Source organism: Mesorhizobium sp. AR10 (assembly GCF_024746795.1).
Taxonomy (GTDB): Bacteria; Pseudomonadota; Alphaproteobacteria; order Rhizobiales; family Rhizobiaceae; genus Mesorhizobium.
On sequence record NZ_CP080524.1, the window covers coordinates 5,050,547 to 5,068,808 of the forward strand.

18 protein-coding genes, 1 pseudogene and 1 riboswitch are annotated in these 18,262 nt (G+C 63.0%); of the genes and pseudogenes, 7 read left to right on the forward strand and 12 right to left on the reverse strand.

What is annotated here, in order from left to right; genetic code table 11:
* Positions 1-85: 85 nt before the first annotated feature.
* The 4 genes from bcsA to LHFGNBLO_RS28210 are packed head-to-tail and all read left to right on the forward strand — an operon-like array spanning position 86 to position 7,822.
* Complete coding sequence (gene bcsA, locus LHFGNBLO_RS28195; RefSeq protein ID WP_258602551.1) at positions 86-2,281, forward strand: UDP-forming cellulose synthase catalytic subunit; 2,196 nt, start codon at positions 86-88, stop codon at positions 2,279-2,281.
* A complete protein-coding gene (locus tag LHFGNBLO_RS28200) occupies positions 2,278-4,614 on the forward strand; it encodes a cellulose biosynthesis cyclic di-GMP-binding regulatory protein BcsB (RefSeq protein WP_258602552.1) in 2,337 nt (778 codons plus the stop codon). Before bcsA ends, LHFGNBLO_RS28200 begins: the two co-directional genes overlap by 4 nt.
* Entirely contained in the window at positions 4,611-5,666 is a 1,056-nt protein-coding gene (locus LHFGNBLO_RS28205; protein ID WP_413774651.1) for a glycosyl hydrolase family 8, read from the forward strand. The genes LHFGNBLO_RS28200 and LHFGNBLO_RS28205 overlap by 4 nt, the downstream gene beginning before the upstream one ends.
* On the forward strand, positions 5,663-7,822 hold the full coding sequence (locus LHFGNBLO_RS28210) for a cellulose synthase (RefSeq protein WP_258602554.1): 2,160 nt from the start codon (positions 5,663-5,665) through the stop codon (positions 7,820-7,822). Before LHFGNBLO_RS28205 ends, LHFGNBLO_RS28210 begins: the two co-directional genes overlap by 4 nt.
* A gap of 168 nt (positions 7,823-7,990) precedes the next feature.
* Here the strand turns inward: LHFGNBLO_RS28210 and LHFGNBLO_RS28215 are convergent, their stop codons facing one another.
* From LHFGNBLO_RS28215 to LHFGNBLO_RS28230, 4 genes are all read right to left on the reverse strand, one after another.
* Positions 7,991-8,578, reverse strand: a complete 588-nt coding sequence (locus LHFGNBLO_RS28215) for a DUF6456 domain-containing protein (RefSeq protein ID WP_258602555.1) — start codon at positions 8,576-8,578, stop codon at positions 7,991-7,993.
* 242 nt (positions 8,579-8,820) lie between these two features.
* Positions 8,821-9,678: a YdaU family protein gene (locus LHFGNBLO_RS28220; RefSeq protein ID WP_258602556.1), complete on the reverse strand. Its 858-nt coding sequence runs from the start codon at positions 9,676-9,678 to the stop codon at positions 8,821-8,823.
* Positions 9,679-9,994: 316 nt separating this feature from the next.
* Positions 9,995-10,654, reverse strand: a complete 660-nt coding sequence (locus LHFGNBLO_RS28225) for a GcrA cell cycle regulator (protein ID WP_258602557.1) — start codon at positions 10,652-10,654, stop codon at positions 9,995-9,997.
* 86 nt (positions 10,655-10,740) lie between these two features.
* Positions 10,741-11,106 (reverse strand): hypothetical protein, encoded by a 366-nt coding sequence (locus tag LHFGNBLO_RS28230; RefSeq protein WP_258602558.1) that lies wholly within the window; start codon positions 11,104-11,106, stop codon positions 10,741-10,743.
* A gap of 81 nt (positions 11,107-11,187) precedes the next feature.
* Between LHFGNBLO_RS28230 and LHFGNBLO_RS28235 the strand changes: the two genes are divergently transcribed.
* Positions 11,188-11,847, forward strand: a complete 660-nt coding sequence (locus LHFGNBLO_RS28235; RefSeq protein WP_258602559.1) for a helix-turn-helix transcriptional regulator — start codon at positions 11,188-11,190, stop codon at positions 11,845-11,847.
* A gap of 168 nt (positions 11,848-12,015) precedes the next feature.
* Here LHFGNBLO_RS28235 and LHFGNBLO_RS28240 read toward each other — a convergent pair whose 3' ends face one another.
* From LHFGNBLO_RS28240 to LHFGNBLO_RS28255, 4 genes and pseudogenes are all read right to left on the reverse strand, one after another.
* Positions 12,016-13,017 (reverse strand): ABC transporter substrate-binding protein, encoded by a 1,002-nt coding sequence (locus LHFGNBLO_RS28240; protein ID WP_258609933.1) that lies wholly within the window; start codon positions 13,015-13,017, stop codon positions 12,016-12,018.
* A pseudogene (locus LHFGNBLO_RS28245) lies at positions 13,010-13,770 on the reverse strand (ABC transporter ATP-binding protein). Before LHFGNBLO_RS28245 ends, LHFGNBLO_RS28240 begins: the two are co-directional and overlap by 8 nt.
* On the reverse strand, positions 13,767-14,549 hold the full coding sequence (locus LHFGNBLO_RS28250) for an ABC transporter permease (RefSeq protein WP_258609934.1): 783 nt from the start codon (positions 14,547-14,549) through the stop codon (positions 13,767-13,769). The pseudogene LHFGNBLO_RS28245 and the gene LHFGNBLO_RS28250 overlap by 4 nt, the downstream one beginning before the upstream one ends.
* A gap of 316 nt (positions 14,550-14,865) precedes the next feature.
* A complete protein-coding gene (locus tag LHFGNBLO_RS28255) occupies positions 14,866-15,474 on the reverse strand; it encodes a Ykof family thiamine-binding protein (protein ID WP_258602560.1) in 609 nt (202 codons plus the stop codon).
* A riboswitch (TPP riboswitch) is annotated at positions 15,465-15,578 on the reverse strand. It overlaps the preceding gene by 10 nt.
* A gap of 169 nt (positions 15,579-15,747) precedes the next feature.
* Between LHFGNBLO_RS28255 and LHFGNBLO_RS28260 the strand changes: the two genes are divergently transcribed.
* Positions 15,748-16,098: a hypothetical protein gene (locus LHFGNBLO_RS28260; RefSeq protein ID WP_258602561.1), complete on the forward strand. Its 351-nt coding sequence runs from the start codon at positions 15,748-15,750 to the stop codon at positions 16,096-16,098.
* A gap of 124 nt (positions 16,099-16,222) precedes the next feature.
* Here the strand turns inward: LHFGNBLO_RS28260 and LHFGNBLO_RS28265 are convergent, their stop codons facing one another.
* The 3 genes from LHFGNBLO_RS28265 to LHFGNBLO_RS28275 all read right to left on the reverse strand — a co-directional run bounded on the left by LHFGNBLO_RS28265 (position 16,223) and on the right by LHFGNBLO_RS28275 (position 17,247).
* Positions 16,223-16,474 carry a DUF2934 domain-containing protein gene (locus LHFGNBLO_RS28265; protein WP_258602562.1) on the reverse strand — a complete coding sequence of 84 codons (252 nt, stop codon included), beginning with the start codon at positions 16,472-16,474 and terminating at the stop codon, positions 16,223-16,225.
* 74 nt (positions 16,475-16,548) lie between these two features.
* A complete protein-coding gene (locus tag LHFGNBLO_RS28270; protein ID WP_258602563.1) occupies positions 16,549-16,767 on the reverse strand; it encodes a hypothetical protein in 219 nt (72 codons plus the stop codon).
* Between the two features lie 147 nt (positions 16,768-16,914).
* Positions 16,915-17,247, reverse strand: a complete 333-nt coding sequence (locus LHFGNBLO_RS28275; RefSeq protein WP_258602564.1) for a DUF1236 domain-containing protein — start codon at positions 17,245-17,247, stop codon at positions 16,915-16,917.
* A gap of 210 nt (positions 17,248-17,457) precedes the next feature.
* Here LHFGNBLO_RS28275 and LHFGNBLO_RS28280 point away from each other — a divergent pair, with 210 nt between their 5' ends.
* A complete protein-coding gene (locus LHFGNBLO_RS28280) occupies positions 17,458-17,811 on the forward strand; it encodes a DUF982 domain-containing protein (protein WP_258602565.1) in 354 nt (117 codons plus the stop codon).
* A 31-nt stretch (positions 17,812-17,842) separates the two neighbouring features.
* Here the strand turns inward: LHFGNBLO_RS28280 and LHFGNBLO_RS28285 are convergent, their stop codons facing one another.
* Positions 17,843-18,157 carry a hypothetical protein gene (locus LHFGNBLO_RS28285; RefSeq protein WP_258602566.1) on the reverse strand — a complete coding sequence of 105 codons (315 nt, stop codon included), beginning with the start codon at positions 18,155-18,157 and terminating at the stop codon, positions 17,843-17,845.
* Positions 18,158-18,262 lie beyond the last annotated feature (105 nt).

The window sequence follows — 18,262 nt, forward strand, 5'->3', positions numbered from 1 at the left end:
CGAAGGAAGCGCACCCGGTTCGCAGTCGGTGGCGAAATGCGATCGACCGGTGGCCGGCAGGCGTCCGAAGACAAAGGCGCATTGAATGCAGAAATTCTTGACCATCGTGCAATGGGCGTTTGCGTCCATATGCGTGATAACGATGGTGACGCTGCCCATCAGCCTGGAAACCCAGCTGGTTGCCGGCATGTGCGTGCTCTTTGCGATGATGGTGCTCAAGCTGATCCGGCCCGATGGCATTTGGCGTCTGGTGGCCCTTGCCTTCGGCACCGCCATCGTAATGCGCTATGTGTACTGGCGCACGACAAGCACGCTACCGCCGGTCAACCAGCTGGAAAACTTCATTCCCGGCTTTCTGCTTTACCTGGCGGAAATGTACAGCGTGATGATGTTGGCGCTCAGCCTTTTCGTGGTTGCCCTTCCACTGGCGCCGCGTCCTTCACGCGCAAATTCCAATGACCGTCTACCTTCCGTCGACGTCTTCATTCCCACCTACAATGAAGATCCCGAGCTGTTAGCCAACACGATGGCTGCAGCCAAGGGCATGGACTATCCGGCCGACAGGCTGCACGTCTGGCTCCTTGATGATGGCGGCACTGTTCAAAAGCGCAATGCGGACAAGATCGGCGACGCCAACAATGCCGAGCGGCGATACGCCCAACTGCAGAAATTGAGCGCCGAGATGGGCGTGACCTATCTGACTCGCGATCGCAACGAGCACGCCAAGGCCGGCAATCTCAACAATGGTCTCGCACAGTCGACGGGCGAGCTTGTCGCGGTGTTCGATGCTGACCATGCGCCGGCGCGTGATTTTCTCAAGGAAACCGTTGGTTATTTCGACGAGGACCCCAAGCTTTTTCTCGTCCAGACGCCGCACTTCTTTCTGAATCCCGATCCTGTCGAGCGAAACCTGCGAACCTTTGAAAATATGCCGTCGGAGAACGAGATGTTCTACGGCATCATCCAGCGCGGTCTCGACAAATGGAACGCCGCGTTTTTCTGCGGATCTGCCGCGGTGCTGCGTCGCGCAGCCCTTTTGGAAACACAGGGCTTCAGCGGCGTCAGCATTACCGAGGACTGCGAGACGGCTATCGAGCTTCATGCACGCGGATGGCACAGTGTCTATGTCGACAAGCCACTGATCGCGGGATTGCAGCCGGCAACCTTCGCCAGTTTCATAGGTCAGAGGAGCCGCTGGGCGCAGGGCATGATGCAGATCCTGCGTTTTCGATTCCCCCTCTTCAAGCGCGGGCTCTCGATACCGCAACGTCTCTGCTACATGTCGTCGACGCTGTTCTGGCTGTTTCCCTTCCCGCGCACGATCTTTCTGGTCGCGCCGCTGTTCTATCTGTTTTTCGATCTACAGATATTTACCGCCTCCGGCGGCGAGTTCATGGCCTACACGCTCACTTACATGATCGTGAACCTGATGATGCAGAACTACCTCTATGGCGCGTTCCGCTGGCCATGGGTCTCCGAGCTCTACGAGTATGTGCAGACGGTCCATCTTCTTCCCGCCGTGATTTCCGTGATTCTCAACCCGAGCAAGCCGACGTTCAAGGTCACCGCCAAGGACGAATCGATCGCGACAAGTCGGCTTTCGGAAATCGGCAAGCCGTTCTTCGCCATCTTCGGCATCCTGCTCGTTGGCGTGGCGATGACTGTCTACAAGGTCTATGCAGAGCCGTTCAAAGCCGATGTGACGCTCGTCGTAGGGGGCTGGAACCTGCTCAACCTGATTATCGCCGGTTGCGCGCTCGGCGTCGTGTCCGAGCGCGGAGAGCGTACCGCCACGCGACGGGTGAAGGTCAGCCGCCGCTGCGATTTTCAGGTCTCCGGCAAATGGCTTCAGGGTACTATCGAAAATGTGTCGGCCAACGGCGCTAGGGTCTTGGTATTCGGTGGGGACATGGAGGAGTTGGCAAAGGACGCCAAGGCGGGCATTCGCTTCAAGCTGTTCGCCGACGGCACTGAAGCCGTGTTGCCCGTTACAATCCGAAACTTCGAACGGACGACAGACAGCATTGCGGTCGGCTGTCTCTACATGCCAACGGAAGCCGTGCACCATCGGCTCGTGGCCGATCTAATCTTCGCGAACTCCAAGCAGTGGGAACAGTTCCAGCTTTCGCGCAGAGGAAACCCGGGCTTGCTGCGGGGGACATTCTGGTTCCTGCGGCTGGCGATCTTTCAGACCTCCCGGGGTCTGGTCTACTTCTGGCGTGACATCCGCGGCCGCTCTGGCGCCGAGCCCCTGGGAAAGCTCGCGGAGAAGCGGCAATGAGGGCCGGTTTCGCATCCCTTTCATTGCTTCTGCTGGTGCTGGGCGTGTCGCCCGCAAGCTCTCAGACAAGCCCGTTCGACATGTCGACCGAAAAGCCGGCTATTCCCGCACCTGGTCAGCCGGCAACTCCGCCTTCCGCACCCCCAGCCGGTCTGACACCTGCCCAAAGTGGTACCGTGCAGCAGACCGGGACATCGGCGCGACGATACATCGTCCCATTCGTCGAGCTTGTGTTTTCCGGAGAGTACTCGCAGCGCTCCTGGTCAATTTTTCTGACGCCGGAACAGGCGGCGTCGAAGGCTGAGTTTCATCTGGGCTATCAGAACGCTGTCATCGTCGCTCCTGAGGCGTCGCGTTTGAAAGTATTCATCAACGGCAGCGAAGTCGTAGACGCGCCGATCGCCTCGTCGGACAATTCTTCCGACATCTCAGTCAGCGTTCCGGCGAAGCTTCTGCATGCCGGGCTGAATGACATTGCCATATCCGCGGTGCAGCGGCATCGCACCGATTGCACCATTGAGTCGACCTATGAACTGTGGACACAAGTCGACACGACCAAGACTTTTCTGTCGTTTGACGGCCCTGAAGCTGGTCGCTGGAAGCGGGTCGAGGATCTACGCGCGATCGGCGTCGACGAATCCGGCACGACGACCTTCAATCTGATTGTGCCGTCCATGGGACAGACCATTTCGACATCGCCGGCAGTGCGATTGGGCGAAGCGTTGGCCCTGATTGCCAACATGCCGAATCAGTCCTTCGAGGTCAGCGAGGCCGGATCGCCGGCGGTCAGGCCCGGTGTGGCGACAATCGTTCTGGGGCCGGCCTCGGAACTCTCAAAAGCACTGGTGAACATACCCGCGGGCGCAGAAGCGGGGCCGATCGCGACGCTGGTAGACGATCCCAGGCTCGGTCCGTCGACCCTGGTCGTCAGTGGTCCAAACTGGCAAGCTGTCGACATGGCGATCGACGACATTGCCAAGCAGGTCGATCGGCCGGCCGGCAGCCTGCGGACCAGCCTTTCCACGCGCGCATGGCGCACGCCTGACGTGCCGATGCTTTTGAGCGCCAGCAGTTTCAAATTTTCAGAACTGGGCGTGAGCACGCTGGAATTCGCCGGACGCAGACTACGCACCGATTTCGCAGTGGGAGTGCCTTCGGACTTCTATGCCGAGGCATATGGCGAAGCGACCATCCTGCTGGATGCCGCCTATTCGGAGGAGGTCCTGCCGGGAAGCCACATCGACGTGTATGTTAACGACAACATCGCCGCGACGGTACCAATCACGACCTCCGGCGGGGAAATCCTGCGTCATCTGCCGATCAAAGTTACGATGCGGCACTTTAGGCCGGGCGACAACACCATCGCGCTTGAAGCCATTCTCATGACCCAGGCAGATGCGACTTGTGCGCCTGGTGCGCCGGCACAGGCTAGTCAACGTTTCGTTGTCTTTGACAGCTCTGAGTTCGTGATGCCGAGCTTCGCGCGTGTCGCCAGGACTCCCAACCTTGCCGCAATCAGCGGAACCGGTTTTCCTTATGGCAGGTCCGAATACGCGATCCCGTTGATCATGGATCGCACACAGCCTGAAACTGTTTCCGCTGGGGTGACGCTGATGGCGCGAATGTCGGTGGCCGCAGGGCGCCTTATTCCTGTTGATTCCTCAACTGCGGCCGCGGCCGTAGGCGACAGGAACGCACTTTTCGTTAGTGCGATTTCGCAAGTGCCGCCTGCTGTGCTGGCGCAGGTTGGCGTTTCGAGCGACAGTTCCTCCACCTGGGGCGAGACTGTCGCCTCCATTCACCCGAACACCGAAGCGACATTCGACCAATGGCGTGAAAAGCTGCGTGGCAGCGGCTGGCGCGGCCAGATCAGTTCGCTTGAGGACTGGATGAGCAGGACCTTCAACATATCGATGAGTTCCTTTCGGATATTTCCTGGCTCCGCCGCGGAATTCACGCCGCAAGGCAGCGCCAGTCTTGTCGTCGCCCAGGAAGCCAGCCCAGTGGATGGCGGCACCTGGACAGTTGTTACCGCACCTACCGTCGGCGCGTTGCACGATGGGGTTCGTGCGCTGACGGAACAGGCCACGTGGCGGCAGATGGGGGGGCACCTCACGACGGTCGATGCCGCTGACAACAAGGTAGCCACGGTCGACGTCACGCGTTTCGATTTCGTTGAGACGCAGCCATTCTCGCTTTCGAACTACCGCCTCATCATTGCCAATTGGCTATCGGCCAATGCTCTATCTTATGCGGTCATATTGACTCTGCTGTCGATCCTGCTCGGTTTCGCAACAGCCGGCCTGCTGGGTTCGCTGGGCAGGAAAAAGTGAGACGTTCGGCTCGATGTTTCCTTCTGCTTCTCGCCGCACTGTTCCCAGTTGTAGCGGTGCAGCCAGCCATGGCGGCTGGCGCAATAACGGCCGGGGAATGGAGCCTTTACAAAGAAAAGTTCCTCGACCCGGCAGGGAGAATCGTCGACAACGCCAATGGAAACATCAGTCATAGTGAAGGACAGGGATACGGACTGCTCTTGGCTTATCTTGCCGACAACCGGGGTGATTTCGATCGCATCTGGGCGTTTACCCGCACGGAGATGCTGGTACGGGACGACGGACTGGCGGCTTGGAAGTGGGATCCTGGCACGGCACCGCATGTGACCGACACCAACAATGCCACCGATGGCGACCTGCTGATTGCCTACGGCCTGGCGCTCGCCGGCTCCGCCTGGCACCGTCCTGATCTCACCGGTTCGGCCATCAACATTGCCACCGCGCTCGCCGACGGAGGCCTGGAGACGGTGGGCGATCTTGTGCTGCTCAAACCGGGAAATTCGGGTTTCGGAGCCGGCGACCGGGCGGATGGTCCGGTGGTCAACCCATCCTATTGGGTGTTCGAGGCTCTGCCGGTCATGGCCGAGCTGGTGCCAGACGGCCCCTGGCGTGAGTTGGCCGACAATGGCAAGGCTTTGCTTGTCCGCAGTATGAAAATCGGCCCGTCGAACTTGCCGCCGGATTGGGTTTCGTTGAAGGCCAAGCCGCGGCCTGCCGACGGTTTCCCTCAGGAATTCAGCTACAACGCCGTCCGCATCCCGCTCTACCTTGTCCGCTCGGGAAGTCGCGACCGGGCATTGTTGGAGCCATTCCTGGCCCAGATGCCGGATCCAGACGGGCGCGTACGCATCGTCGATATCGCGACAGGGCAAACCAGGGAACTGCTTGCCGACAATGGCTACCGCATCATTCCCGCGCTCGTGTCCTGCGTGCTCGATGGCTCGCGATTGGGCGCCGAACTGCAGGCTTTCACGCCGACCGAGTATTATCCCTCGACCCTGCAACTGCTTGCGCTGTCCTATGTGCGACGCCACCACCGAGAGTGCCTGTGAAACCGGTGGTGTTCATAACGGCAGGCGTGGTCGCGCTTGGCATATTGGTGATCCGGAACGGCGGCTATTTGGACGCCGCCCCGCCGCCAGCCTCCGCCGTGACCCAGGCCGCTGGCGCCCAGCACACCGCAGATGATGGCCGCTCCCAGGCCGCATATTCGCAACCGACCAATGTTGCGCAGTTGGCGCCGGCGACGACCGTGCCCACGCAGCCTAGTAGCGGATCAGTTCCGCCGCCAAAGGTCGATGAGACGGCGCTCCGCTATTTTGCGGCCAAGGGCGACACCAGACGCCTGGAAGCCGAAATTGCCCGATTGAAGGCGCTCTATCCGGATTGGACGCCGCCGGAAAACCCGCTTGCCGTTCGTCAGGAGGGTGACCCGCAGCTCGAACAGATGTGGAAGCTCTATTCGGAAGGCAAGCTCGCCGATGTCAGGAAGGCGATTGCCGACAGGCAGACAGCTGAAGCTAGCTGGCAGCCGCCGGCGGACCTGCTCGACAGGCTGGCGGCCGCGGAGGCCAGGGAGCAGCTGGTCAACGCTTCCGAACTCAAACAATACGATGCCGTGATCCGCATCGGTTCGACCAATTCAAGCTTGCTGACATGCGGTGATGTCGATGTCCTGTGGCGTGTTGCCGAGGCCTTTGCGCACACGAACCGCGAGGACCGGGCGCGCGACGCCTACCTTTACGTCCTCAACAATTGCAAGAAGCCCGAGGAGCGCGTCGCCACGATTCAGAAAGCCCTGCCGCTGCTGTCGCGGCCAAGTCTCGACCAGCTTCTGGCCAAAGAGCAGAAGGCGGCCGACGGGAAGGGCGAATTTGCAGCGGTTCGCGGCGACATTTCAAGGCAGAGCCTCGCCAATGCCGATGCCGATCCCAAGCTTGTCGTCGCGCCTGAAGACCTCGCAACCGTCAAGATGCTGGCTCAGGAAGGCGGACTTGCCTCCGACGATTTGCTGCTGGGTTGGTACCATGTGGGCCGCAACAATCCCCAGGAAGCAGAAGCCTGGTTCCGCAGGGCCCGTGACAAGGAAAACACTGCGAGCTCCTCGCAGGGCTTGGCACTGGCCCTGATTAACCTGAGCCGCCCCGCGGATGCCGAGGCCGTCCTCTACCAATGGCGCGACACCAACGATGACATACGGCGCGTCTATCTTGCGGCGGCCGCAAACCTGCTGGCCGTCACGCCGCCGGCGCCGCTGAGCGCGGAGGTGCTGCAGCGGATGGTGCAAGAGATTTACGCCGCAAAGGATGCAGCGTCAGCGCAACAGCTCGGCTGGTATGCTGATGCATTGAACCAGTCCCAAACGGCGGCGCAATGGTTCAAGCTTGCGCTGGATTGGAAGCCGGATGACGAACCATCCGCCTATGGCTTGGCGCTCACACGCTGGAAAATCGGCGACAAGGCGGGTGCGCGGGAAATACAGGCCGCCTGGGTAGGGCGATCCGAGCGGATACCGACGGTCAGTGAGCGCAGCATCGAGACGGCGGCGGTTGGGAAGGGTACCGAAGCGGGAGCTCGGACGCACGCGCGTGCAAAGCAGGACCAGGCTGAAGATCAGGCAGCTCAAGACCAGGCAGCTACCGCCCAGGACACGATACGATCGGGTTCGGGCGCCAGGACAAGAAAGCAGGTCCGAGGTTGCTCGAGCAGCATTGACCCGACCACGCTTGCGCCGAAACAGGCGCTGACCCTTGGCTGGTGTCTTATGGAGGCCAATCGACCGGTCGAGGCCGCAGCAGCTTTTGAAGCCGCGCTCCACGGCTCCGGCAAGACCCGCACTGACGCGGCCTATGGCCAAAGCCTGGCCTATCTGCGCGCCGGACTGTCCGACATGGCGGCGGCGGCGGCGTCCAAAGCGCCGCTCGATCCCGAACGCAGCGTGGAAGTGAGAACCGCACTGCTCGAGGCGCAAGCGAGCAGCGCTTTCGACCAGGGCCGCTATGTCGAAACGATCATGGCGCTGGACGAGCGCTCGCGCATCGCGCCCGAGCGCACCGGCCTGATGGTGATGCGTGGCTATGCCTATCTGAAACTAAGACGTTTCAGCGACGCTGAACAGGTTTTCCGCGCCGCCGCTGGCACCGGTAATCATGATGCCCTGAGGGGGCTCAACGATGTTAAGGCGGCTCGAGACAGTAAGATCCAGTAGCCGCTATATCACTGCGGAGCTGAACACGCTTGTTCCACTTTTCTTTTCTTCCATGTCAGGTTGTGGCGCAAACGTGCCGCCGAGCTACATCACATTTTGACCCACGGTGAGTGGTCGAATGATCCGGACGGCCTGGGTCGGTTTGATCGCGTTGCCTGCGAGTAAACCTCACCGCGGCTTGCGCATCAGCATCATCCCATAGTGCACGGCCAGAATATCCAGTCCGATCTTGAGCAGCTTGGTCACCACGTCGCGCGGTTCGCTGCTCTGTTGCGCAAGGCTCTTCACCGACTCGCCAGTACAGCAGACCTTTTGCACCACGCCCGCCACCTCCCAGTGGCCGAGCGCCCGGGTGGCGTCGGCGTGGGCGCGGCCGGCGGACAGGATGCGGTCGGCGACGCCGCCGCCGAAGCGGCCGCCGTCGACGCGCTCGGTCCAGGTCATCGGCTTGACGCCATCCTGCGCTGATGAGCGAAAGTCCTCGCGGTAGCGCATGCCCGCCTCGCGCTGCTGGCGCGACAGCGAGGTGATGCCGGTGACCCGCACGATGCCGCCGGTCGAGGTGTAGCCGTCATTCGACACCTCGTAGACGCGCCGCGCCTCCAGCGTGCCGGTGGCGAGCCGCTTGCGGCCGAAGGCATCGTCCTTCAGCGCGAAATCATGCCCGACCTCCTTGCGGATGCGCACCTGCTCGGCCTCGCCCCTGGGCAGCTTTGGCGGTTTGGGTTTGGTTTTCTGGGCGGTTTTTTTGCTCATGGGTGGGGTCCTTGTGGAGTTGTGGCCGATGGCTGGCGAGGCTGGCGATCCTTCGCGCCCCCCTCTGTCCTGCCGGACATCTCCCCCACGAGGGGGGAGATCGGATGTCGCGCCGGCTTTCGCCAATCGCCAACGTTGCGGGAAAGGCGGCGCGGGCGAGGCTGCCAATCTCCCCCCTTGTGGGGGAGATGTCCGGCAGGACAGAGGGGGGCGCTGTCCCGCCGACTTGTCGTAGAGGTGCTTTACGCCTTCACCAGCGTCACGCTGCGCTTGGCGATCAGCTCGCGCATCAGGCGGCGCTCGCGCACCTCGATCGACAGCTGCGCGCTGGAGGGGCAGAACTGCGCGTTGTCGGTCTTGGCCTCGCCGCGGATGAAGCGCTGGATGGCGGCCTGCACGTCGGCGAGCTCGGCATCCTGCACGGCGGCCAGATAGCCGCGCATCTGCATCTCGACATCAGCCAGGGCGGATTGCGGGAAGCATGAGAACATCGCCGCCAGCGCTTTGGCCGCCTGCTGCAATTCGGCTGCGGTCATGGGTTTGATCTCCTCGATGATGGTGTTGGCGGCGTCGGTATGGGTCTTTGGTTGATGCCAGCCGGGTTTTCTTGGCCTTGGAGTACGCTCTGGAAAAGGCTTGGCGTTTTCGGGGGACAAACGCTGAGCGTTTTCCCGGGAAAAAGCGGCAGCTTTTTCCTTCTGGTTTCTGGACTCTGGAAGATGCTGTGGCGAAGGGCAGGCATTTGCCACGCCCACGCCTCGTGTTTTCAAGGCCTTGGCGGCACCGCCGCGCGCGCCGGCGGCAGCCCTCGCCTCGCTTTTGACCATGCTCTTGGCGAGCTCCCGGGTCAGCCGGTTGTGGCAAAGGACGCCATCGGCGCGCTCGAAGAAGACCAAGAGGTCGGCGCTGATGGCGCGCCACTTCTTGAGCGACATGCGCACCACGCGCGCCAGCCTGGTGTCGTCGTCCGGCAGGCTGCCGCCGGCATTCCACATCGCCATCAACAGCAGCATGTAGGCGCCGATCTGTTCGGTGGAGAGCTGCAGCGTGTCGCCGACGAAATCGGAGACATAGAGCTGCATGAACGGCCGCTCGCTCATCGTGGCCTCCTGAGCTGGCCGCCACGGTTGCTGCTTGCACCGGAGCAGCTAATTGAAGGTATGCGAAGGCCGCGATGAAGGCTCGATCTCCCCCCGTGTGGGGGAGATGTCCGGCAGGACAGAGGGGGGCGCTGTCCCGCCGACCTGTCGATCATTCGGAGTCGCGCATCGCCAGTTTCGCTCGGCAACGGGGCACAGCGAAGTTGGCGTTCCTTCGCGCCCCCCTCTGCCCTGCCGGGCATCTCCCCCACACGGGGGGAGATTGGCAGCTCCGGCAGCAGCGCCAGCTCGCCCCAGGACATGCCGCCGGCGGTGCTCATGCCGCCTCCGGCACAGGCCGGCGGAAGCGCGCCTGGTGATAGGTGCAGTAGCTCTTCAGCGCGCGGGTGCGCAGCCCGCAGCACAGCATGTCCGGCCCCGGCCGGCTGCCGGGGGCGTCGTTGTCGGGGTCTTCCTCCAGCGTCAGGTCGAGCGGCGCGCGGCAGCGGCCGAACAGGCAGTCGATGAAGCGCATGGCGGCAAAATGCGGCTGGCGCCCGATGACGCGCGGGCGCGGCGCCGGCACCTTGAAGCGATAGGCCTCGCCCTCGGGCACCAGGCCTGCCTCGCGCAGGAACAGGCGCGGCGGCAGCCAGGCCGGCCCGGGCAGCTTTGCTTGCGCCGGCAGCTTGGACTGCCCAGCGGCTTTCACTTGCCCCGGCAGCTTTGCTTGCCCCGGCGGTGCGGCAAGCCTTGCCGGTTTGCCCGCGTGGCCAGCCGCGAATTTTTTCGGCCGGCCGCCGGACCGGCCGCCCTTGGGGTTGGCAAAGCCGATAGTCTTCAGCGCCTGGTTGCGGTGGACGATGCCGATGATGGCATTGCGTGACACCGGGCTGCCGCGCAGCGTGGAAAACCGGGTGGCGATCTTCGACGCCGACAGGCCGTCCCTGAGCCAGACGGCGATCTCGTGCAGTTCGGTGTCGGTGTAGGCGGTCATGTCGATATCCATTGGTTGCGCGCGGCCACGCGAAGGCACGCCCGGCCCGAGGACCGTGGGTGAAAATCGATGGAGGAGCCGGCCCGTCAGGCGGTGCTGGGGCTCGCGAGGCGCAGCATGGCCGCTTCGGCGGCGTGCCTGGTGGCGGCGGACACCGCCCTGCCCGTGCGCCGGTCGAACAGGATGACGGTGCCGTCCTCGGTGCGGATGCAGGATGTGCCCTGCGCGAGAGTGCCGGCGGTACCTTCGCCAAAAAGGGTGGCCGGAGCCGGGGGAGGAACGGCTCCGGCCGTTCCGGTCGCCAGGGGTGACACGACCGGATCCGGGACATCAGCCCCGGTTCTCGTCCAGGCCGGGGAGGAGGACGGCCCGGACGAATGGGAAAGAACGAAGCGCGCGTTCACGCCGGAAATGATTTTTGGCATGCCGGAAATGATTTTTGCCTCGTTCATGGTTTGTTCGTACAATATGTACGAACATTGCGCAAGCAAAATCGTACACCTTGGACGATAAAATTCAGGCAAAATGTACGAATGCAGGAACCGAAGCACAGATTGCAGCAGGCGCGGGCCGAGGCGGGCTATGCCTCGCCGAGCGATGCCGCGCGGGTATTGCGCGACATCAACAAGAACACGCTGATCAGCCACGAGAACGGCAACCGGCCGCTGTCGCGCAAGGCGGCGGAGAAATACGGCCGGCTGTTCGGCGTCGATCCCGGCTGGCTGCTGTTCAACGGCGACCATGCCGGCGGCCACGGCCATTTCGGCTTCGACCAGGCCGGCGCGCCGATCGTCATGCCGATGCCCGCCACCGTCGACGTGCCTGTTATCTCATGGATCAGCGCCGGCGAGCTCGGCAGCCAGGACACGGTGGTCAATCTCAGCGACTATCCGACCATCCCCACCACCGACCTCGAGCAAGGCGAATGGATCGCGCTGCGCGTCGACGGCCCGTCGATGAACAAGATCTCGCCGCCGGATTCGATCATCTTCGTCAACCTCAGGGACAAGCGGCTGGTGACCAATGGCTGCTATGTCATCTCGGACGAAAGCGGCCAGGCCACCTACAAGCGCTACCGCCCCAACGAGAACCCGCCGTTCCAGCCGGCCTCCTACATGAAGATCCCGCCCCCGGAACTCGAAGGCGCCATCACGATCATCGGGCGGGTGAAGCGCTCGATGATCGATATGTAGATCGCGGTGACGGCGTGATCTCCCCCCTCGAGGGGGAGATGTCGCCGGAGGCGACAGAGGGGGTCGCCGCGCGTGAAGCGCCGACCTCCATCTGCAGGAGTAAGTCGAGCCCAGTCGGGCCAACCCCCTCTGGCCGCTTCGCGGCCATCTCCCCCTCAAGGGGGGAGATTAGGCGCCCAGATACGCGTTGCTGAAATACGACGCAAAATCCGGACGTTCCTTCAGCGCCTTCCCGTCTCCATCAAGCAGGATGCCGGCGTTGAAGAGATAGGTGCCCATCGCTTCGACCTTCGATTTGTCGATGGTGCCGATGACGCCGGTTTGGCTGCGCAAAAAGTGACCGTCGACCAGCATTTTCAGCGAAGCGTGGATCAGCGCCGGGTCGGTCAAGGCGTCCTTGTTGGAAGCGATCAGCAGATCGCCTGCTTCTTGCGCGTGATCGACGGCGAACTGATAGCCGCGCCGCGTCGCTTCGACGAATGCAGTGGCCGCCTTCGGGTTTGCCTGGAGAAAACCATCGCTGGAGGCGATGAAGGTGGTGTGCTCGTCGGGCACGCCGTAGTCGGCGTAGCGGAAGGTGCGCTGCTTCGCCCCTTCCAGCTCGGCCTTGGCGCCTTCCCAGGTCGAGACCTCCAGCGTGAAATCGACCGAGCCGTTGGCCAGCGCCTCATAGGCGGAGGTGCCGAGCGTCACCGTCTCGAAATTGCCCTTGCCGCCGTCATGGCGGATCATGGTCGAGATCAGCGTGTTTTCCCAGGCGCTGCCGAAGCCGCCATAGGTCAGGCCGTCGAGATTCTTGGGGCTCTTGATGTCGGTGCGCGCGGCGTTGAACACCAGCCGGCCGGTCTCGGCCTGGACCACTGCATAGACCGCCTTGAGATCGGCGCCGGCGGCGCGCTGGGTGAAGAAGCCGGCGCCGGCGATGCCGAAATCGGCGATGCGGTTGGCGACCAGCGTGCCGGCGCCGGTGTCGCCATAGGGCAGGATTTCGGCCTGCAGCCCGGCTTCGGCATAAAAGCCCTTGTCGCGGGCAACGAAGAGGCCGATGTGATTGGTGTTGACGGTCCAGTCGAGCGCGACGGTGACCTTTTGCGGCGCCGCGTAAGCGCGTGTGGGCAGCCCGGCAGCCAGCGTCAGCAGCAGGGCCTGGCGGCGTGTGAATTCAGTCATCATCATCTCCTTGGAATGGCGAGGCGGGTTGAGCAGCGTGTCGAGGATCTCGGCTTCGAGCGCCGCGGCGTCGCGCTCAGCGTCCGCGCCGGAGCCGCGCGGCGGCACCTTGATCTCACTGACGATGCGGGCTGGGCGCGCCGACAGCACATAGATGCGGTCGGACAGGAAGACGGCTTCGCGCACGTCATGGGTGATCAGCAGCGCCGTCCAGCGGTGGCGCTGCCACATGCCTTGCAGCCAGCGCTGCATGGCCGCACGGGTCAGCGCGTCGAGCGCGCCGAACGGCTCGTCGAGCAAAAGCATCTCGCGCTGCTGCACCACCGTGCGCAAAAGCGCGGCGCGCTGGCGCATGCCGCCGGAAAGTTCCGAGGGATAATGCCGCTCGAAGCCTTCAAGCCCGAACTCGGCAAACAGGGGTGCTGTGCGGGCGCGGGCAGCCTTGCGTCCGACGCCCTGCACCTCGAGGCCGAGCGTGGTGTTGTCGATGATGCGCCGCCACGGCATCAGCGCGTCGCGTTGCGGCATGAAGGCAAAGTGCCTGCCATGGTCGTCGAGCGGCACGCCGTCGAACAGCATGTCGCCCTCGCCTTTCAGCGCGCCGGTCAATAGCTGGAACAGCGTCGACTTGCCGGCGCCGGAGGGCCCGAGGATGGAGACGAATTCACCGGCGCCGACGGTCAGCGAGATGTCGGCCAGCACGTCGAGAGCGCCGAAGCGTTTTTTGACGTGGCGCAGTTCGAGCCGGGTCATCGCGAAGGCCCTTCCCCGGCCGGTTCTTTCCCAGCTCGCTGCCACGGCATGGCCAGGCGCTGAACCAGCACCGTGATAGCGAACAGGATCAGCGTCAGCGCCGCACTGACGCCGACGGCGGCCAGCACCAGATCGGGGCGGAAATTGTTCTTGGCGTTGAGCATGTAGATGCCCAGTCCCTTCGCCGCCCCGGCATACTCGGCGAAGATCGCGCCGACGACGGCATAGGTGATGGAAATGCGCAGGCCGGCGAAGAAATAGGGCAGCGCCGAAGGCAGCCGCGCCAGGAGGAAGACGCGCCTGCGCCCAGCCCCCATGGCGCGCAGCATCTGGCCGATTTCTTTCTCCGTCGCCTCATAGCCCTCGACCAGCGCCACCATCATCGGAAAGAAGGTAACGAGCGCGACCAGCATGATCTTCGGCGTGAGGCCGAAGCCGAACCACAGCACCACCAGCGGCGCGATGGCGATCAGCGGCAAGGTCTGGCTGACGATCAGCAGCGGAAACAGTGCGCGGCGCAGCGACGGCGAGAAATCGACCAGCACCGACAGCAGGAATGCAGCGCTGAGCGAACAGGCAAAACCGGCTGATGTGGCGCGGATGGTGGGGATGGCATTGTCGAGCAGCGCGTCGCGGTTCAACAGCGCCTGTTCGAACACGCGCGACGGCGCCGGCAATATCGTCGGCTTGATGCCGGAGAAGCGGGCATAAAGTTCCCACGCCAGGATGAGCAGCCCGACCGAGACGATGGCCGGTGCTGCCCTGGTGATTGCGGCGATGACAGCCGATCTCCCCCCTCGTGGGGGAGATGTCCGGCAGGACAGAGGGGGGCGCGAAGGAATGCCGACTTTCGAACATTGTCCCGAAGGCCGTAGATGCAACCAGTTGACAAGCCGGCGGGACAGCGCCCCCCTCTGCCTTGCCAGGCATCTCCCCCACAAGGGGGGAGATTGGATGTCGCCGCGGCTTTCGCCAATTGTCGAAGTTCCCCCGCTCCCTTGTGGGGCAAGGTCAGAAGCGGGAGCATCTCCCCCATGAAATGAAGCGGGCGTAACAGCCACGGCAGGATCCTCGACAGCGCGCGTAAGAAGCAGCTCAGACAGCGGACGGGCTGTTGGCCGATACCGTGACGTCGAGGGTTACGTGGCCGGCGCCCGGCCCGAAGCGGCAGAAGGCTTCGTTCAGCGCCGAAAACACCGCGCCGGCGTCGCCGCGCAATTTGGTGCAGAAGTTTTTGGAGCGCTCGTAGACGCCGGACTGTTTCAGGAAGTCGATGCAGCCGTAGATCTCGTCCATGTGGTCGTCGGTGCCCATGACATAGAGCGAGAATTGTGCCGCCGCCGGCTGGCCGGTCGCGCCTGACGTCCGCACCGCTGCAATGGCGGCATCCTTGCGCATGCCAAGCGGCCCGACAGGTTCACTGAGCGCGTCCGTGCGGCAAATCGGATCGTCCGGTTCGCCTGGGCAACCGCGCGAGATCGCCGCCGACAGAACGCAATGTTTGCCGCTGGCGGCCGCCGCCACAAATAGATCGCGCATGGCCGCAAACAGCGCTTCGGGCGGCCCGACCAGCAAGGTCGAGATGTCGTCGGTCTCGATCCGCAGCCGGTCTCGATAAGGATCGAGCGCGCCGAGCGCGCCAAGAATGACGCCGACGAAATCGTCGGCCATGGGGTATAGGGAAATCTGTGCGCCAGAAAACATCGCCCGCCTCGCTCCGCTGGTATTACCCAGATCAGCTTCTAGGGTCTGTGGGCTTGCCGCCCCCGTCTCAGCCCCGACCGTACGGAGCACCCCTGTGGATGCGGGCGTTAAAGCACTGTTCGCGGCGATGGGGAAGGTGTTTTTTGCCGATGGCGCCAGAAAATGTCTGGGCCAGGCCTTCCCTAATTGAACCAAATTCGTTCAAATTGTACGAGATCTGCTTGACTCAATTTCGTACATTACGTACTATGCCCGATCCCACGGGAGACCTGTATGAGCACCGCAAACCACTCAGCCTTCGCCGACCTTTCCCGTCCACTGATATCAACGTTATCGATCGACCGCAGGGAACGTCTCGCGGGTGCCTGGCGCATGGCCAGCCAGGACATCGCCGACGACATCCGCTTCATCCGCCAGTACCGGAAAGTCATTGCCGAGAAGGACGAGAGGCTGTCGAGCGGCATCCTCGTCCATAGCCTCGCTTACGTCGAAGCCTGCACCAACCGGCTGCATGAGACCGTGGCGCGCTATCTCCGCAATCTGCGCCGGATCACCGAATGCGAGCTGGCCATGGCAGCGGCCGGCATCCGCTTCGCGCTCTCCAGCTACGCCTGGGAGGCGTGATCTTCCTGGCCTTCGCGCGCTCATGCCGATCGGCTGCGGCCTGAGATCGCGCCGTTCCGCCTGCAGATCAGCGGCTTAGGCAGACCACACTCCAGCCCATTGTGGATGGCAGAGCCGGCTAGCCTTACTTGGCTTTGCTGGGCTTGGCTTTGCTGGGCTTGGCAGCGGCAGCCGGCTTCGCGGCAGCCTTGGGCTTGGCAGCCGTCGCAGCCGCAGCTTTCTTCGGAGCCGCCCTGGCTTTCGGTTTCTTGCCTTCACCGTCGACCTCGGCCGCGGCCTGGTCCCAATGCTGCTGATGCGCGCCTTCGGGCCGGCCAGCTTTTTCCCAGATTGCGTGTGCCCGCTGGCGAATGCGTTCCTGCCTGTCGTCCGTCACTGTTGCCTCCGTGGTTGGGTCCAAATCCCCAGCAACATTAGCCGAATTTTCGACCGGCGTCTTGAGTGGCAAACTCAGTCTCTGTCCGACAAAACCGCAACGCCGAAGAGTGCGGCCTTCTTGGTGATCAGCCCTGCCAGATCCGCGTCCGAGCGCTCGGTTCCGGTGCGCTCGCGCAATATTGCAATCGCATCCCTCATCGACAAAAGGGCAGTGCGCTTTTCGGCAAGCAGTTTGTCGACGGACGCGGCCACGTTCTCAACATGCGGCAACTTCTCGATATGCGGCAACATGGGAACAGCTCCTTTCCATCCTGAGACGAAACGATCGACCGTTCCGGCAACGCCCGCCGCTCCCTCTTGGTAGGAAACGGCGGGCGGAGCATTTGATCATGATCTTTTTCCAAAAACCGGTTTCCGCTCTTTGGGATCATAGTCCGATCATTCAATAACCTGAACGATCCTGCGTGTGCCGGGGTCAACCAGCACGGTGCGATCATTGACGACCACATATCTGTACTGGACTTCGGGAACATCGATCGGCTGAAGCTCGACCGTATCAGGCACAGTGGAGCCGACATTCAGTTCCACACCCAGAAGACTGACCGAGGCCAGCGGCTTCTTCTGCACATATTCGCGGATGACCGTCTGCTGTTCAGGCGTGACGATCACCTCTTGCTGTGAGGGCACGACAATCACCTCGTCGGCAACGGCCGTGCTGATACCGGCCAACAGAGCCAGCCCGGCAACGCTATGAATCAAAATGGTTTTCATGGTTCTCTCCTGTTTAACGCAAGCTTCGCCTTCCCCGCTTTTGGGCAGGGATATTCATTGGTCAGTTGACGAGCTCGATAGGCAAACGCCAAGGCAAGCCTCTTGTTCCGTCAGAGACGGCTAATTGATCGGTCGGTCATCCCCTGCGGGAACCGCATCGGCCCCATCCGCATTGAAGGCGCTGCAAATACTTTGCGGGAGGTCTTCGATATGGATGAAATGCTGTTCCACGCCCCTGTGGCGATTGCCGTCGGTGCCGGCTTCAAACGCGACATTGCCTCGCTGGCGCAGATGCAGAATTTTCTGAAGGAATGGCCGCCGGCGCGGCGCGGGCCGATCCATGCCACGGCGCTGCGGGCCTGCGATGCGGCGCGCGCCGGGCATCTCACCACCGACCAGGCGCGGCGGGCGTTCATGAGCTTCGCCGAGGCAGCCGGCATCCTGTGGACCGGCGTCGACCCGGTGACGGCGCTGCGCGAAGCCAAGGCCGCCCGCAACGCGCGCGCAATGCAAGCAACGACCGCGCCTGACGATTCGTCGGCAGTCGCAAAGCCTTTTGTTTGACCATGACCGTTCCGAACCAAGGTTCGGGGGTCTATTGCTTCGGCGGCTGCGCCGGCACCTCGCCGGGCTTGATCACAGGGGTCCTGCCCTGGTCCGGCGGCGGCGCGGTCATGCCCTGGTCGCCGGTGGGCGGCGGCTGCAACACGCCGTCGCAGGGATCGAGCTTTCCCGTCAGATTGCTGTTGGCGTCGTCCGGCGGCTTCTGCACGCCGTTCTGGCCCTGCGGTTCGACCTGGCAATCTCCGGACTGCGCAGGCGCCTGATCGCTTTGGTCGTTGGTCTGAGCGGCCACCGGGGCGGCCAGCGCCAGCATCAGCGCGTATGGCAAGAGGGCGAGCGGTTTCATGTCGGGCTCCTTTCTCGCGATAGTCTCCCTTGCCAAGGCAGACCGAAGCATTTGGTTCCCGTATGCGGCAACGCCGCCGGTTCCTCCAAATGGAACCGGCAGGCG

What these genes read in the sequence shown, in the direction of transcription:
- bcsA (WP_258602551.1), top strand. Translation starts at nt 86, where the DNA reads ATGCAGAAATTCTTGACCATCGTGCAATGGGCGTTTGCGTCCATATGC.
- LHFGNBLO_RS28200 (WP_258602552.1), top strand. Translation starts at nt 2,278, where the DNA reads ATGAGGGCCGGTTTCGCATCCCTTTCATTGCTTCTGCTGGTGCTGGGC.
- LHFGNBLO_RS28215 (WP_258602555.1), bottom strand. Translation starts at nt 8,578, where the DNA reads ATGAGCAAAAAAACCGCCCAGAAAACCAAACCCAAACCGCCAAAGCTG.
- LHFGNBLO_RS28220 (WP_258602556.1), bottom strand. Translation starts at nt 9,678, where the DNA reads ATGAGCGAGCGGCCGTTCATGCAGCTCTATGTCTCCGATTTCGTCGGC.
- LHFGNBLO_RS28225 (WP_258602557.1), bottom strand. Translation starts at nt 10,654, where the DNA reads ATGACCGCCTACACCGACACCGAACTGCACGAGATCGCCGTCTGGCTC.
- LHFGNBLO_RS28230 (WP_258602558.1), bottom strand. Translation starts at nt 11,106, where the DNA reads ATGAACGAGGCAAAAATCATTTCCGGCATGCCAAAAATCATTTCCGGC.
- LHFGNBLO_RS28235 (WP_258602559.1), top strand. Translation starts at nt 11,188, where the DNA reads ATGCAGGAACCGAAGCACAGATTGCAGCAGGCGCGGGCCGAGGCGGGC.
- LHFGNBLO_RS28240 (WP_258609933.1), bottom strand. Translation starts at nt 13,017, where the DNA reads ATGACTGAATTCACACGCCGCCAGGCCCTGCTGCTGACGCTGGCTGCC.
- LHFGNBLO_RS28255 (WP_258602560.1), bottom strand. Translation starts at nt 15,474, where the DNA reads ATGTTTTCTGGCGCACAGATTTCCCTATACCCCATGGCCGACGATTTC.
- LHFGNBLO_RS28260 (WP_258602561.1), top strand. Translation starts at nt 15,748, where the DNA reads ATGAGCACCGCAAACCACTCAGCCTTCGCCGACCTTTCCCGTCCACTG.
- LHFGNBLO_RS28270 (WP_258602563.1), bottom strand. Translation starts at nt 16,767, where the DNA reads ATGTTGCCGCATATCGAGAAGTTGCCGCATGTTGAGAACGTGGCCGCG.
- LHFGNBLO_RS28275 (WP_258602564.1), bottom strand. Translation starts at nt 17,247, where the DNA reads ATGAAAACCATTTTGATTCATAGCGTTGCCGGGCTGGCTCTGTTGGCC.
- LHFGNBLO_RS28280 (WP_258602565.1), top strand. Translation starts at nt 17,458, where the DNA reads ATGGATGAAATGCTGTTCCACGCCCCTGTGGCGATTGCCGTCGGTGCC.
- LHFGNBLO_RS28285 (WP_258602566.1), bottom strand. Translation starts at nt 18,157, where the DNA reads ATGAAACCGCTCGCCCTCTTGCCATACGCGCTGATGCTGGCGCTGGCC.